The organism is Enterococcus sp. CR-Ec1 (assembly GCF_002850555.1).
Classification (GTDB): domain Bacteria; phylum Bacillota; class Bacilli; order Lactobacillales; family Enterococcaceae; genus Enterococcus_D; species Enterococcus_D entomosocium.
On the sequence record NZ_CP025223.1, the window covers coordinates 1,149,452 to 1,165,065 of the forward strand.

Sequence of the window (15,614 nt, forward strand, 5' to 3'; positions counted from 1 at the left end):
CATGGCGGAAGCAATTATGATCAACTTATTTTTACTCGTTCTGTTAGTGATGCAACTCAAAGAGCAGCGCAAAATTCTTTTGCAGGCAAAAGCGAACTCTATAAAAAAGGCAACTGCTTTAATTCTGTCTGCGCTTCTTTTCGTCATTTTTTGGCCAGATCAGTTGAGTGACCAATTGAAATTGTTTGCACTGATCGGCTTAGTCTGTTTAGTTGGTTTTTCAAAAGAAGGCTTAGGAGCAGATCAGCTGATCAAACTGGGTGTTTTAAAAGGTGAATATGATCAATATACGGCAATAGAGATTGAACAAACAGTAAATAATCAAACTTTTGTAACCTTTTATAAAAACAAAAATAGCCGCTTCTCGCTTTTATTTTCAGAGTCACCGCAAATTTTGGCAGAGTACTTCCGTTTATTGAAAAAGGAAGAGAAGCTAGTGTTTAAGGAAGAGGGATTGACGCAAAGGAAGCAAAAGAATACTAAAGTATCCCTTTAATTTTGTTTATGGAGAAGGATTGATTTTATAAATTTCTGAAAAGAAAGCTAACAAGCGTGGTAATTCTTACTGATTTTTAGCAAAGAGTAAAATTAGTCAGCTGTATTTTTATTCACTATCGTCGGGTTATAAAAAACTGGGAGAATGGTTCATTCTCCCAGTTTTTTTATCGTTTAGAAATCGCCGTGTGGGCATACGCCTCGATCAATGGAATGACTTCTAGTTTTACTTTGTATTTGCGTTCTAGAGCGGTTTCGATGGTAAAAGTATCACTTTCTGTTTCAGAAATTGTTGCTAGAACACGATCTTCTTTCGGGGAAGCTTCGATCACGGTCGTTTCTCCTGAAGATTGTTTTGCAGAAAATTTAGGGAATGCTGCGATTTTTTCGGCAAATGCTGAAAAAGTCATGGATTCGTCAGAATCATCAGCCGTTGATTTTTCCACTTCTTTAGTTTTAGTTGATGCAGGTATAGTTGGTGCCGTTTCTTCCTTCACTTCTGCTGGTTCTTTCACAGGAGCGGAGGTAGGTGCCGCACTTTCTTGCGGATTGGTCGGTAACCAGTAAGCAGCGATCTCATCGACTAAGTTATCGCTGAAACGATCAAGTAAGCCAGCTTCTAAGCGTTGAATTCGTTTCACGACGATTTTGAAGTTCTCATCTAAAGGAACAGCGATTTTTTGTTCTTTGGGTGTTTCCTTCAACAATTCAATCAATAATTCCTCTTGATTTTTAGGATTGATATAAACAGTTGTCGGAAGGTCGAACTTATCTGCTGTTTTGCGCTCGATCGCTGTAAACAACTGTTGTCGAGCTGTTTCATAAGACGGGCGGAATTGTTGTTTCAATTTTGCTAATTGTTTCTTTTTCATAATCTTCTCCTCTCGATCACTATCGATTATAAGGAAAATTTGCAGAAAAGAACAGTCATTCTCATGAAAAAATACAAAAAAAATTATATATTTCCTGAAAAAACGCCAGCGCTGCTAAAGAAGCGGCGTTGGCGTTTCTACTAGATCATTGATTTGATGGTACTTAGGCATTAGGATCAAAAGCTCCTTGTCTCCAGTGGCGACTAAGTAGTTTTCCCAAAGAAAAAAGCGTACTTCCCCAGTGAGTTTCTCAGCCAGCATCTGCTGATAGTCGCTAGACGACCATTGACGCGCCGGGAAATGTTGGACTTTGCCTGGCCATACAAGAAAAACAAAATCAGCATGTAAGGCTTTTTGAACAGCAGGGGAGAGGTGAATCAAATCAGTTGTCTTCATAGGCTTCTCCTTATAGAGAGTAAAATTAAAACCCTGTCGTATCTGGATTGGTCGCTTTCCCAACGACGCCATCTAATTGATCGATCGTATTCATGTCTTCTTCAGATAGCTCAAAATCAAAGACATGGATGTTTTCTTCGATCCGACTTGGTGTGACTGATTTTGGTAATGGCAAGAAACCATGTTGTAAAGACCAGCGTAATGCAACTTGAGCGATTGATTTTTGATGCTTTTCAGCTAATGCTTTCATTTCTGGTACATCAAATATCTTCCCGGTACCTAATGGGCTGTATGCTTCAAGCAATACATCGTGTTCTTGGCAATAAGTCACCACTTCTTCTTGTAACTCGCCAGGTGCAAGGAAAATCTGATTGACCATTGGGAAGATGGTCGCTGTTTTTTTCAATTCTTCAAAATGATGAGGCAAGAAGTTGCTGACCCCGATCGCTTTGATTTTGCCTGCTTGATACAATTCTTCAAAAGCGCGCCATGTTTCTGCATTCGCTGTTTGCCAGTTGTCACGAAAGGCTACTGGGTTTGGCCAATGGATTAAGAAAAGATCGATATAGTCTGTTTGTAGTTTCTCTAAGGACTCTTCAAAAGAAGACATCACAAGATCATAGGAATGGTTCGCATTCCACAATTTTGTAGTCAAAAAGAGTTCTTCGCGGGGAATGCCGCTTTCTTTGATCGCTTGACCAACACTGGCTTCATTTTTATAGCCTTGGGCTGTATCAATATGGCGGTAACCTACTTCCAGTGCTTTTTTGACTGATGCTACGGCAACGTCGCCGTCTGGTGTTTGCCATGTGCCAAAACCTAACTCAGGGATGGTTACATTGTTTGATAACGTATAGCTGTTCATGTTCATTCCTCCGTTTTCTGTGATACCTTTAGTTTAGCAGACGAGGACGGATTTTCCAATGAATGCATCTTTCAAAAAGGAAGTGGCCAATAAGAAAAATGACGTTTGGCTCTTGTCAGTTCGCCTATTTTTTTTGTACACTAGACAAATGGATAAGGAGCGTAACTAATGGATATTTATTTGAAACATGCGATATTACACATTATTGACCGTCAAACTGGTGATCCGGTTTTTTCTCAAGTTGAACTCGATTTGACCACGGAATACATCCGCGATTATTTGACGAAAAAAATACAGAAACTTGCAACACCGCAAACCAAAACAGGGCGTTTACTCGAAACATCAATGATCGCTCAACTGGTCAAACAAGCACCCGAAGACTTTGTCGCAGCCAGTGAAGCGATCGTCCAACGGTGGTATGAAGCGTACAAGGAAAGTGAAGATGCACCAAGTGCGGATGCCTTTGTGGTCTTGTATGAATTTGATACAAGAATGCAGTTGGCATTTTTGAAGGTCAACTATCAAGACGGCTATACGCACTTTATTGATAATGGGGAAGCTGGGATCGAAAACAATTTGATTTTGCATCGTGCCTTACTAGCAGGTAAAACTCAAAAGGCCGATGAAGGGATCACAATTGATGTGGAGAGCTTAGACTTTGAACTGATTGAAAAGAAATATAGCTTTTCAGGTGAAAAATATGCCTACTTTTCAACGAAAGTCATTGATGCCGAACCGATTCCCTCGTTAGAAGAAAACGTCAAAGTCATCAAAAAAGTAGCGGAAAAAATTGGTCAGAAATTTGAAACACCTACCTATAACGTTGTTGCCGATTTAAAAGAAGCGGTTTACGACACGATCGAAGAGTCAGGACACATTGATGTCAGTGAAGTGGCGCAAAAAGTCTTTAAAGACAATATTACCGCTCAGCTTTCTTTTCAAGAAGAAGTGGCTGAAAAAGGATTTGTCAATCAGGCACCAATGATGCGGGATGTCCGTGAGATCTCAGAGAAAAAATTCGGGAAACAAAAACTAAAATTATCTAACGGGATCGAATTGATCGTTCCTTTGGATGTTTACCGAGATCCAAATTTGATCGAATTTATCAATAATCCAGACGGAACGATTTCCGTAACGATCAAAAATGTAGAAGAAGTAATTAATCGGATGTAGGACAAAGGTCTTATGTGTGGATGATGCGGATCTAACAACATAGAACGAGCACAAAAAAGCAGAGATTCCTCTTTAAGTAATGAGGAGTCTCTGCTTTTTTTCTGGATATCTTTGATCAATATCAGCAATTATTGATCGGTCAGTTTCTCAAGGGCGGCTTTGGGAACGTCTTCTTCAGAAACTTCTTCCCAGTTCAGAACACCTTTATTAGGATTGACCAATAATTTCAAATAGGCACCTTCTCTTAAAGGCGCGGAACGGTGCTCATTCATTTTGACCGTTTTGACTTCTCCAGAGGAACTGTAAGCGTCTTGTGTGTAACGGTAGACATCTTCGGCAACTCCGTTATCACTAATTTCCGTGTCGTGCTCGCCGGCATCCCTGATGACTGTATAGTAGTCACTTCCACCATAGTAATAATGATAAGTAGCAAAACAGCCACCAAGGAAAATTGCTGCAAAAACCAGCGTTGCAATGATTTTTTTCACATTTCTCACCTCATCTTCTATTATTCATAAAAATTGTCCTACGTCCAATAGATCGAAAAAAGCAAAGAAATTCTTAGGGATTAGCAGACGAGACATCTCACTTGACTTTGACTAATTTTGACCTATAATAAGAGTAGATTTAAACTTACAAAAAATAAGTTGATACTTATGAATTTGGAAGCGTAAATCGCAAAATATGATTCGAGTCAAAGAACGACTCAACTTTCTCTAGGAGGGAAACAATATGGCAAAACAACATTATGATCGTAGCAAACCCCATGTTAATATCGGAACGATAGGACACGTCGACCATGGGAAAACAACCTTGACTGCTGCTATTACCACAGTTCTTGGGAAAAAAGGACTTGCCAATCCGCAAGATTACGCAAGTATCGACGCGGCTCCTGAGGAACGCGAACGTGGTATCACCATCAATACTGCCCATGTAGAATACGAAACAGAAAAACGGCACTATGCCCATATCGATGCACCAGGACACGCGGATTACGTGAAAAATATGATTACAGGGGCTGCCCAAATGGACGGCGCAATCTTGGTCGTATCAGCGACAGATGGCCCAATGCCGCAAACCCGTGAACATATTTTGCTTTCTCGTCAAGTGGGTGTGAAACATTTGATCGTCTTTTTAAATAAAACTGACCTTGTCGATGATGATGAGTTGATCGATTTAGTTGAAATGGAAGTCAGAGAATTGCTGACTGAATATGATTTTCCAGGTGATGACATTCCTGTGATCAAAGGCTCTGCCTTAAAAGCCTTGGAAGGTGACCCAGAGGCTGAAGCAGCGATCTTAACGCTGATGGATACGGTAGATGAATATATCCCAACACCTGAACGAGACACTGATAAACCATTATTATTACCAATCGAAGATGTCTTTTCAATTACTGGACGGGGAACCGTTGCTTCTGGTCGGATCGATCGCGGAACAGTAAAAGTCGGTGATGAAGTAGAAATCGTCGGAATCAAACCTGAAACACAAAAAGCAGTCGTGACAGGAGTAGAAATGTTCCGTAAGACGATGGACTTTGGGGAAGCTGGTGATAACGTAGGAGTATTATTACGGGGAATCACCCGGGATGAAATTGAACGGGGCCAAGTGTTAGCAAAACCAGGTTCCATCACACCACATACGAAATTCCAAGCAGAAGTCTATGTGTTGACAAAGGAAGAAGGCGGTCGCCATACCCCATTCTTTAATAACTATCGCCCACAATTTTACTTCCGTACAACGGACGTAACTGGGAATATCGTTTTACCAGAAGGAACGGAAATGGTTATGCCTGGTGACAACGTAACGATCGATGTGGAATTGATCCATCCAATCGCTGTGGAAAATGGAACGACTTTCTCCATTCGTGAAGGTGGACGAACAGTTGGTTCTGGTATCGTGACCACGATCGAAAAATAAAAATCAGTGAAACAGTGCTTCCATTATCTGAAGGAGCACTGTTTCCTTTTTCATGTCAGACCATCAACAATCCCTCCATCAGCTTAGGATTGCTTGTTTTTTTCTAAATAATCTTGTGATTTTATTAAGGATTTTTTAGGAGAGAAAAAATTCTAGTCAGCCTGTTCATTTCATAGTACGATAGATTCTGACTTAGAAAAGATGGGATGTATTTGATGAGAAAAATTCGACGTTTCCTAGGATTTGTACTGAAGCTTGCGCTCTTGCTGCTGCTGATTGGAGCAGGGGTTTGGGGCTATCGAAACTACACGGCATTGAAAGCTGTCTATGCGTATGAAGCGGAAATCGCACAGCAGACACAAGCCCACGACATCTCTGAATATCAGTCTTTAGCAATGAGTATCATGCTGACGGAGTCAAAAGGACAAGGCAATGATCCGATGCAAAGTTCTGAAAGTGTATATGGAAAACAAAACCAATTTGATACGCCAGAACAAAGCATCGAACAAGGGGTTTCTTATTTAGCCGAGTTGATCGAAAAAGCAGAGCAAATGAACTGTGATCTTTGGACCGCAGTCCAGGCTTATAATTTTGGTACAGATTATATTGATTATGTCGCTGAACGGGGTGGCGTGAACACCTTAGAATTAGCAGAAACATATTCCAGAGAGGTTTTATCCCCGTTATTAGGCAATGATACAGAACAAACCTATCGTTATTGGGGCATCCAATCGGTCTTTTATAATGGCGGTCATTTGTATCACAATGGCGGCAATATGTTCTATGCGGATCTAATAAAATTGAACCGATGGAAAATCGATGTTACGGCAGGGTTCTTTTCCTGATTGTCACAAAATAACTGAAGTAAAAAAGCTTGAAATACAAATAGAATATGGTAAAATCATTATGAGTGATTCCGTCTAATTATTCTTCGCACTGATACCTATTAGTGCGTTTTTTTACCTAATAAACGATGAATACTTACCAAATGGAGGTGAGTGGATGGCACGAATTCCTCAAACGATCATTGACGATATTCGCGAACGCAGCAATATTGTTGATATCGTGGGACAGTATGTCCAGTTAAAGAAATCTGGAAAGAATTATTTTGGTTTGTGTCCCTTCCATAATGAGAAATCACCTTCTTTTTCCGTTGCAGAAGACAAACAAATTTTTCATTGTTTTGGTTGCGGTCGTGGGGGCAATGTTTACGGTTTTTTGCAAGAGCTTGAAGGCATCAGTTTTCCTGAAGCAGTCGTCAAAGTAGCAGAAATGAACGATATTCCTCTTGATCCGCAATACCAGCAATCAGAAGGCATCAATGAAGCGACCTCACAAACGAGTCAATTGATTGCGCTGCATGAAAAAGCCGCCGAGGTCTATCATCACATGTTGGTGAATACGGCTGCTGGCCAAGAAGCGCTTGATTATTTATTGGATCGCGGATTGACGATGGCATTGATCGAAGAATTCAATATTGGTTTTGCGCCGAATGAACGCTCGTTTTTGGAGAAAGTCTTTTTGAATGAACAAGCCAAAGCTGAATTTTTTCCTGATACAGGGCTCTTTGTTCAACGAAACGATGGCTCATTGGCAGACCGCTTTTACCAACGAATCATGTTTCCGATCCGTAATCCTCAAGGAAAAACAATTGGTTTTTCTGGTCGTTGGCTAGCAAGCGAAAAAGTTGGTGATCAAGACCAGCCGAAATATTTAAATAGTCCAGAAACGATCCTTTTCAACAAGCGCGAGGTTCTGTTCAACTTTGACAAAGCACGCCGTGCGATGCGCAAAGATGGCCAAGTGTATTTATTTGAAGGATTTATGGACGTGATCGCCGCTTGGCAGGCAGGAATCGAAAATGGGATCGCCTCAATGGGGACCAGCTTGACCAATCAGCAGATCGCCCATATCGAGCGAGTGGCACAAGAAGTGATTCTTTGTTACGATGGAGATAGTGCAGGGGTTGAAGCGACAAACCGCGGGATCGAGCTTCTGCAAAACAATAGCCGTTTGAAATTATCTGTGGTGCGAGTGCCGGAACGGATGGACCCAGATGAGTATTTGCGCAAATATGGGACAGAAGCTTTTTATAAACTAGCTGTCCACGGCAAAGAAACCGTTTTTGCCTTCAAGATGGATTATCATCGGATGAATCGCAATTTAGCCAATGAGAAGGAGCAACTGGACTATGTCCAAGTTGTTTTAAATGAATTGCAGCGTGTGGATTCTTTGTTGGAGCAAGACCGCTATTTGACTCAGTTGTCTACAGAGTTCAATTTGAGTCGTGAGACCTTGCAGCAGCAGCTTAAGCAAAACCGGCAAGAGCAACGGACGATGCAAGATGTAGCGCCACCGCCGCCAACAGACACCCCTGTGGTCTTTACGCCGCCTACACGGCAGCAGCCCAAAACACAGGTGGAAAAAGCGCAAGAATTATTATTGTACCGTTTGTTTCATGACAGTACGTTAAACCATCGCTTCCGAGCGAGTGGTATATCCTTTATCCATGATCGTTATCAACAACTGTATCTGCTGTTTGATGCGTATATGGAAACAGAAGAACACTTTGTTTTAGCAAAGTTCTTAGATTTTTTAAAAGAAGATTCAATGAAAAAAATGGTGATCGATATTGCAGATCTTAAAGCTTCTGAGGAAGGGACTGAACAAGAATTTCAGGACATTCTGCAGGTCTTTCAAAAGTCGGGCATTGCTGAAGAAATCAATCAAAAACGAATCCAGCAGCAAGAAGCAAGACAAATAGGAAACCAGCAATTAGAACTTGAACTTGCAATCGAAATCATTGATTTGACCAAACGGTTGAAACAAGCTAAATAGCGAACTGAAAGGGGCTTTCTTTCATGGCAGAAGAAACAAAAAAAACGTATGACAAAGCAGTTGCCGAATACATCCGAGAAAACAAAACAAAGGGGCAAGTTGTTTACGATGACATTACCAATCGTTTAGCAACGCCTTATACTTTGGATGCTGATGCAATGGACAAACTAATTCAAAAACTGGAGGATTCCGGCATCAGTGTCGTGGATGAAAATGGAGAGCCTTCAGTCCATAGTTTAAAGAGTAATGAAAAACGACAAGAAACCCAACCTCAAGAAGATTTGTCTGCACCGACTGGTGTGAAAATCAATGACCCTGTGCGGATGTACTTGAAAGAGATCGGTCGGGTACCGCTTTTGACCGCAGAAGAAGAAGTGGCTCTCGCTCTGAAAATCGAAGAAGGCGACCAAGAAGCGAAACAGCGTTTGGCAGAAGCCAACTTACGTTTGGTAGTCAGCATCGCCAAACGTTATGTGGGTCGGGGAATGCAATTTCTTGATTTGATCCAAGAAGGAAACATGGGCTTGATGAAAGCCGTTGAGAAATTTGATTATCGCAAAGGGTTTAAATTCTCGACCTATGCGACCTGGTGGATCCGTCAAGCGATCACTCGTGCCATCGCTGACCAAGCTCGAACCATTCGGATCCCAGTGCATATGGTGGAAACCATCAACAAATTGATTCGTATCCAACGGCAATTATTGCAAGACTTAGGACGCGAACCGACACCAGAAGAAATCGGCGCAGAAATGGATTTGCCAACGGAAAAAGTTCGTGAAATCTTGAAGATCGCTCAAGAGCCCGTTTCATTAGAAACACCAATCGGTGAAGAAGATGATTCTCATCTAGGTGATTTTATTGAGGACCAAGATGCTACAAGTCCGGCAGAGCATGCGGCTTATGAGCTTTTGAAAGAGCAATTAGAAGATGTATTGGATACGTTAACTGACCGTGAAGAAAATGTGCTACGCTTGCGTTTCGGAATCGATGATGGCCGTACTCGGACCTTAGAAGAAGTCGGCAAAGTCTTTGGGGTAACCAGAGAACGGATTCGTCAGATTGAAGCAAAAGCGTTACGGAAACTACGCCACCCATCTCGTTCAAAACAATTGAAAGATTTCTTAGAATAATTAAGGTTTATTGACTTTCCAAAGGTCCCCTTTGGAAAGTCTTTTTTGTTCAGGTTTTGTCATCTCTCCATAGGATAAGTAAAGAACTTAATAAAAACGTAACCAAGCAAGTGTTGGCTAATTGCCTAGAATGTGATAAATTTAATTTTGTGCATCTGCACAATTGAGTAATAAAAAAGAAATGCGAAAAAAGACCCATTATTTGTCGGTCTTTGAAATAGGAAGCAGTGGGCGCGTCAAGCGTTTGATCTGGTAGGGTACTGCTTCATAGAAGGAAATGCAAAAAACAAAAGGAGTCAGTTTGAATCAATGAAGAAGACATGTCCTGAATGTGGATTTCAAGCAATAGAAGAAACACCCGTTTGTCCCAATTGCGGGTTTCAATGGAACCAAGCAAAGGAGAATGAACAGGAACCATCATCTGACTCTTCCGTTACGCCAGAAGAGCTACAAAACAAAAACGATGATATTCGCTGGTCTGACTTTAAAAATGTTCCGATTGGAAAAATGGAGGAGCACTTAGGCGATCGACCATCCTCGAATGAAGAAACGATCGACCTTGCACAGCAAGAGGCTTTTTCTGATGAGCAAAAAAAACCACTTGAATCAGAGTCTAAACAAGAACCAAAAACAGTGGAAAACTCTGAGTCTACAGAAGAACACACAATTTCAGCCAGTGAAGAAGTTAATGAGACCGATGCACTGAGTACGGATGAACAGCATGACTCTGAGATTTTGGCCGCTTATATCCGACAGCACAAACTTGATGAAGAAGCAAAGGCAGCAGCTGCTCTAGAAGCAGAAGAAACCGCCATTGATCTTTCCTCTGCTGAAGAGGAAAGTCAGATGCAAGCCAGCGAGGAACCTCTGCCGTCAAGCGAGGAGGAAGTGGTGACGGAGCCAGTTATTGAAGAAGCTGAGAAGCAGCCAGAACCAGTCATCGATCCAATTCCTGAACCAATCACCGCAGCGGATGAAACGCCACAAAAGGCGACTGCTGAAGAAGAAACGTCTTCTTCCAGTGAAAGCAAGAAGAGCCCTCGCAAAGCACTCTATATTACAGCGGCTTGTTTGTTAGTGGCAGCGGGTGGTGGTTGGGCTTATTACCATCAACAGCAGCAACAAGAAACTGCCCGACAAACGCAACAGGCGCAAGAGAACCGTACGTTAGATCAGATCGAAAATGAGTTGAATGATTTTTATACAAATGATGAGCGAGTGTTCATTAAAAGCGACAAAACAGCAGAACAGCTGACGGCTGTGACGAATCAGTTGGCAGATTTTCAAGACCACGAACGATATGATATCTTGTCACAAGAAGCAGAGACAATTGCTGATAAATTAGCAGCTTTGACAGAGATCAATAGCTATTTCAGCAGTCCTGCAATTGTGGAGGATCAGTTGGAAGAAGTCTCGTTGAAAGAAGCTGCTGCTGTCACAATGGCGAAGCGTGAGAACGGGGATGCCTTTGATGAGTTGATCAATCAAGCCATCGACATGGGACAAAAAGAGTTCAGCGCGATCGAGGAAGTTCAAAATGCAGTGAAGAGTATGGTGGCTTTAAGTGGTGACGGTGAAGCACCGGCGAGTGTCACTCGTGAGAACTACAATGCCTTGATGAAAAAAATCCAAGCTTTGCCAATCGATTCACTGGTTGAAAGTCTTACGACGGAACTACGTAAAGTCGATACTGCCTTGACGAAGCGTGAAACAGCTACCCAACAAGCAGCGGCGCAACAACAAGCTGCCCAAGAAGCAGCACAAGCGGCGGCTTCCGAGAACAACGCTTCCGCTTCGAGCAGCGGATCTACAAGCGCTGCGACGCCCGCGCAAAGTACTTCTGAAGAAGAGTATGTGCTTTCGCCGAATACACCAACAAATACCAACAATCAGCCAATTATTCCAGCCCGCCAAAGTGATTTGAATGATGTAAACAATAGCGCCTGGGTGTGGGCAGATGGTGTCCAAGAAAAAATCATCGCCACAGCGATTGCTCGCGGTTATGTGGTAGAAGGCGGCTATACTTTTGAACGTGTACGAATCGTCAATGGTGAAGGCTATTACAATTTTTATGCGACAAATGCCCAAGGCAGCTTGCTTAAAGGAACGGATGATTCAGCGTTCCCGCTATACTTATTTACGGTAAACGCCAAAACTGGCTATTTCAGAGGCAATGGGAACGATCACACCGTTCGCTAAGTCTCCTGAGTCACTAGAAAATTTTCAGAGTTATTACATGCACATGTGAAAAATACTTGTTTCCCCTCCTTGTTTTCGATATGATGAGAGATAATCGTTCAAACAAGGAGGGGTTTTTGTGCAGAAAATTGAGAGATATGATCGGTTTGAAGACGGGGTCATTGCTTGTGTACCAACGATTCTTGGGTACCTGGGCATTGGTTTTGCAATGGGGGTTGTGGGAAAAGGCGTTGGGTTGTCTATTCTAGAAATTATTTTAATGTCTATTATTGTCTATGCTGGCAGTGCTCAATTTATCATTTGCGCCTTACTAGCGATTCAAGCACCTTTCATGACAATCGTCGCAACAGTTTTTTTAGTGAATTTACGACACTTTTTAATGAGTTTGTCAGTAGCTTCCTATTTTAAAAAGACACCGTTGCTTTCTGCCATTGGTATCGGGACACTTTTGACTGATGAATCCTATGGCGTTTTGACGACGGCACTTCAACAAGACAAACCAGTCACAGCGAAATGGACCCACGGGTTGAACGTAATGGCTTATTTGAGTTGGATTTTTGCGACGTTTTTGGGTGGTTTATTGGGTTCATTTATTCCAGATCCAGAAGCGTTAGGCTTAGATTTTGCCTTAGTAGCTATGTTTGTTGGTCTTTTTTTATTTCAAGTAGAGCGACCGCTTAAGAAGAAAACCCAGCAAACGCTCTTGATACTAGGGACAGTTGTGGTGAACTTGATTTTATTTATGCGTTTTTCGACCGCAGAGATTGCGGTAATTGCGGCGACACTGGCAGGATGTTTGGTTGGGACGGTGACACACCATGACTAATTTTGTTATACTGATGCTAGTATGTGGATTGGTTACTTGGCTTCCGCGGATCGTTCCTTTTTTATTTTCGAAAAAGCTCATATTTCCGGAACCTTTCACCATCTTTTTGAGTTACTTACCGTTGTGTATTTTGGCGGCATTATTGGTGCAAAATTTGCTGATCTTTCGAGAAGGCCAATTCCCCATTTTGAAAGTTAAAGAAACCATTGCCTGTATCCCGGCATTATTGGTGGGGTATTATACCAAAGATTTGATGAAAATCGTTATCACAGGCGTTATTGCTATGGCGCTGTTGCGTTTCTTTTTATAGGAACGAGCAGTTTTAAAGAAAAAGGAGAGAATAGATGAAAGACTTATTAGCATCCGTATTCAGCGGATTGATCATTGATGAAAACGAACAGAATTATTTTGTTCAAAAAGGCGGGGTTACCTTCCGACTAGCCAAGGAAGAAGGCGAACATCATTTAGGTGAAGCCGTCGAAGGGTTTGGCTATCAAAATCAAAAGCAAGAAAATGTGCTCACTACGAATATTCCGAAAAGCCGCAAAGGGCATTATGCCTTTGGTACAGTCACAGGAAGCCGTCGCGACTTAGGCGTTTTCGTCGATATCGGTTTGAAAGACAAAGATATGGTGGTTTCATTAGATGAATTGCCAACAATGCGGGAACTTTGGCCCAAAAAAGGCGACCGTTTGATGGTCAGCTTGCGGGTCGATGACAAAGAGCGTATTTGGGCTTCATTAGCAGATGAGAAAATTTTTAAGGCATTGAGCAAAAATGGTACGGAGCAAATGAAGAATCAAGATGTTACAGGTAGCGTGTACCGTTTGAAGTTAGCGGGTACTTACTTGCTGACGGATGATTTTTATATTGGCTTCGTCCATCCATCAGAACGGTATCAAGAGCCGCGCCTTGGGGAAGTGGTCAAAGGGCGAGTGATTGGGATTCGTCCAGATGGTGTCTTGAACCTTTCATTGAAACCAAGAGCCCACGAGGCGATCTCAAATGATGCCGCCATGGTTCTAACCTTTTTAGAACGAGCGCCTGAGAACAAAATTCCTTTCACGGACAAATCAGCCCCAGAAGAGATTTTGCAAACATTTGGTATTAGTAAAGGCCAATTTAAACGGGCATTAGGAACCTTGATGAAACAGCGTTTGATTGAGCAAAAAGACGGCTTTACGATTCTTATCAAAAAACCTAATTGAGAATACTTGTTTCTTTTATCGTTCTAATTTATAATGATTACAATGTTTGTCTTGAGTGATTTTCACTCAGATTAGAATCGTTATAAATTAACGGCATACGGAGGCAACTATGAACACAACAGCAGCGTTAAAAAAGACCAAGAAACAATTGCACGAGTCGGGGTTTAAATTAACTCCTCAGCGAGAAGCGACGTTGTTGGTCTTATTAGAAAATGAGAAAGACCATTTATCCGCAGAAGAGATTTTCTTTTTTGTGCGAAAAAAAAATTCTGAGATTGGCTTGGCAACCGTCTATCGAACATTGGAGATCTTAACGGATCTGAAAATTGTCGATAAAGTCAGCTTTAATGACGGTGTCGCTCGCTATGATCTACGTAAAGAAGGTGCCAAACACTTTCATCATCACTTGTTGTGTTTGGAATGCGGCAATATTGAAGAAGTCGAAGAGGATCTGCTGGGCAGTGTCGAAGAGATCGTTGAACAAAAGTACCATTTTTTAGTAAAGGATCATCGGTTGACCTTTCATGGTGTCTGTCAAAAGTGCCAAAGCAAAGCCGAGTGATTGTACTTTGGCGATCTTAAATAAACGTTTGTTATCACCCGAATGATAGTCAGATGGTTTCCAATAGGAAGAGTGCTCTTTTTTCCGATTTGAAAGAAACCGAAAAATCTGCTATGATTCGGGTGTTTCCTTGGGCAAAAGATACGGGTAGATGCCTCTTTTTTATTGGCAAGCTACTATCTTAACGAGCCAGAATTTGATATGATAAAAAAGCTGAAAGTAGAGGAAGCCCATGAACGAACAAATCATTGATTATCTTCATTATTTGACCATTGAGCGCGGGCTATCCCAAAATACCCGTGCCAGCTACCAGCGAGATCTGCAACAGTATCTTGCGTTTTTACAAAAAAAACAAGTCACTCAGTGGCAGCAGATCGACCGAGTGATCGTTTTGTCTTTTTTGCAAAGTCTGCAAGAAGCGGGAAAATCCTCGGCAACCGTGATTCGGATGGTTTCCAGTTTGCGAAGGTTCCATCAATTTTTGCGTCAAGAACGGTTTACCGATCATGATCCAATGCAGCATATTGATTCACCAAAAAAACAGCAGAAGCTGCCTGATACCTTGAGTTTACAAGAAGTGGAGCGGTTGATCGAAACACCGGATACGCGAGCAGTTTTGGGCATCCGTGACCGAGCGATTTTGGAAGTGATGTATGCGACGGGCTTGCGCGTCAGTGAGTTGATCGGGTTAAAATTAAACGATCTGCATTTAAGTATGGGATTGTTGCAAACAACCGGAAAAGGCGACAAAGAACGGATCGTTCCATTAGGGGACTTAGCGATTCAATGGATCGAAACCTATCTCAGCGATGCGCGTCCGTATTTGACGAGAAAAACGCCGGATGAAAGCCATCTGTTTGTAAACAACCATGGTACGCAACTGTCTCGTCAAGGGATCTGGAAAAATTTAAAAGCCTTGGTTCGACAAGCTGGGATCACCAAGAATGTGACTCCCCATACGCTGCGCCATAGTTTTGCGACCCATCTATTAGAAAACGGGGCAGATCTACGAACGGTTCAAGAGTTGCTAGGGCACGCAGACATCTCGACCACTCAGATTTACACGCATATAACGAAGAAACGGATGACGGAAGTGTACAAGCAGCACTTTCCGCGCGCCTAGAAATCGA

General features: G+C 42.1%; 16 protein-coding genes. 12 read left to right on the forward strand and 4 right to left on the reverse strand.

Annotated elements, in window-relative coordinates; translation table 11 throughout:
• Position 1 precedes the first annotated feature (1 nt).
• The gene (locus CXM95_RS05520; RefSeq protein WP_086299637.1) at positions 2-496 is read left to right on the forward strand and encodes a hypothetical protein; all 495 of its coding nucleotides are present in this window, start codon (positions 2-4) and stop codon (positions 494-496) included.
• 166 nt (positions 497-662) lie between these two features.
• Here the strand turns inward: CXM95_RS05520 and CXM95_RS05525 are convergent, their stop codons facing one another.
• The 3 genes from CXM95_RS05525 to CXM95_RS05535 form a co-directional block, all read right to left on the reverse strand.
• Complete coding sequence (locus tag CXM95_RS05525; RefSeq protein ID WP_086299636.1) at positions 663-1,367, reverse strand: hypothetical protein; 705 nt, start codon at positions 1,365-1,367, stop codon at positions 663-665.
• A gap of 114 nt (positions 1,368-1,481) precedes the next feature.
• Positions 1,482-1,763 (reverse strand): hypothetical protein, encoded by a 282-nt coding sequence (locus CXM95_RS05530; RefSeq protein ID WP_005237130.1) that lies wholly within the window; start codon positions 1,761-1,763, stop codon positions 1,482-1,484.
• Positions 1,764-1,788: 25 nt separating this feature from the next.
• Positions 1,789-2,634, reverse strand: a complete 846-nt coding sequence (locus tag CXM95_RS05535; protein WP_016621006.1) for an aldo/keto reductase — start codon at positions 2,632-2,634, stop codon at positions 1,789-1,791.
• 162 nt (positions 2,635-2,796) lie between these two features.
• On the opposite strand from CXM95_RS05535, the gene CXM95_RS05540 reads away from it, so the two are divergent.
• Positions 2,797-3,801, forward strand: coding sequence for a nucleoid-associated protein (locus CXM95_RS05540; RefSeq protein WP_005237126.1), 1,005 nt, complete (start codon positions 2,797-2,799; stop codon positions 3,799-3,801).
• Between the two features lie 128 nt (positions 3,802-3,929).
• Here CXM95_RS05540 and CXM95_RS05545 read toward each other — a convergent pair whose 3' ends face one another.
• On the reverse strand, positions 3,930-4,289 hold the full coding sequence (locus CXM95_RS05545) for a YxeA family protein (RefSeq protein WP_034872187.1): 360 nt from the start codon (positions 4,287-4,289) through the stop codon (positions 3,930-3,932).
• A gap of 244 nt (positions 4,290-4,533) precedes the next feature.
• Here CXM95_RS05545 and tuf point away from each other — a divergent pair, with 244 nt between their 5' ends.
• The 10 genes from tuf (at position 4,534) to xerD (ending at position 15,607) form a co-directional block, all read left to right on the forward strand.
• Complete coding sequence (tuf, locus tag CXM95_RS05550; RefSeq protein ID WP_005237121.1) at positions 4,534-5,721, forward strand: elongation factor Tu; 1,188 nt, start codon at positions 4,534-4,536, stop codon at positions 5,719-5,721.
• Positions 5,722-5,936: 215 nt separating this feature from the next.
• Positions 5,937-6,566, forward strand: coding sequence for a lysozyme family protein (locus tag CXM95_RS05555; protein WP_016613074.1), 630 nt, complete (start codon positions 5,937-5,939; stop codon positions 6,564-6,566).
• Positions 6,567-6,723: 157 nt separating this feature from the next.
• The gene (gene dnaG / locus CXM95_RS05560; protein ID WP_008381016.1) at positions 6,724-8,559 is read left to right on the forward strand and encodes a DNA primase; all 1,836 of its coding nucleotides are present in this window, start codon (positions 6,724-6,726) and stop codon (positions 8,557-8,559) included.
• Positions 8,560-8,582: 23 nt separating this feature from the next.
• A complete protein-coding gene (gene rpoD / locus CXM95_RS05565; RefSeq protein WP_005229298.1) occupies positions 8,583-9,689 on the forward strand; it encodes an RNA polymerase sigma factor RpoD in 1,107 nt (368 codons plus the stop codon).
• A 309-nt stretch (positions 9,690-9,998) separates the two neighbouring features.
• A complete protein-coding gene (locus tag CXM95_RS05570; protein ID WP_016613075.1) occupies positions 9,999-11,888 on the forward strand; it encodes a cell division site-positioning protein MapZ family protein in 1,890 nt (629 codons plus the stop codon).
• A 118-nt stretch (positions 11,889-12,006) separates the two neighbouring features.
• Positions 12,007-12,714, forward strand: a complete 708-nt coding sequence (locus tag CXM95_RS05575) for an AzlC family ABC transporter permease (RefSeq protein WP_016613076.1) — start codon at positions 12,007-12,009, stop codon at positions 12,712-12,714.
• On the forward strand, positions 12,707-13,024 hold the full coding sequence (locus tag CXM95_RS05580) for an AzlD domain-containing protein (RefSeq protein ID WP_008381024.1): 318 nt from the start codon (positions 12,707-12,709) through the stop codon (positions 13,022-13,024). Before CXM95_RS05575 ends, CXM95_RS05580 begins: the two co-directional genes overlap by 8 nt.
• 34 nt (positions 13,025-13,058) lie before the next feature.
• Positions 13,059-13,922, forward strand: a complete 864-nt coding sequence (locus tag CXM95_RS05585) for a CvfB family protein (RefSeq protein WP_008381026.1) — start codon at positions 13,059-13,061, stop codon at positions 13,920-13,922.
• A 109-nt stretch (positions 13,923-14,031) separates the two neighbouring features.
• Complete coding sequence (gene fur / locus CXM95_RS05590; protein ID WP_005237105.1) at positions 14,032-14,484, forward strand: ferric iron uptake transcriptional regulator; 453 nt, start codon at positions 14,032-14,034, stop codon at positions 14,482-14,484.
• A gap of 232 nt (positions 14,485-14,716) precedes the next feature.
• Positions 14,717-15,607, forward strand: a complete 891-nt coding sequence (xerD, locus tag CXM95_RS05595) for a site-specific tyrosine recombinase XerD (RefSeq protein ID WP_005237104.1) — start codon at positions 14,717-14,719, stop codon at positions 15,605-15,607.
• Positions 15,608-15,614: the final 7 nt, after the last annotated feature.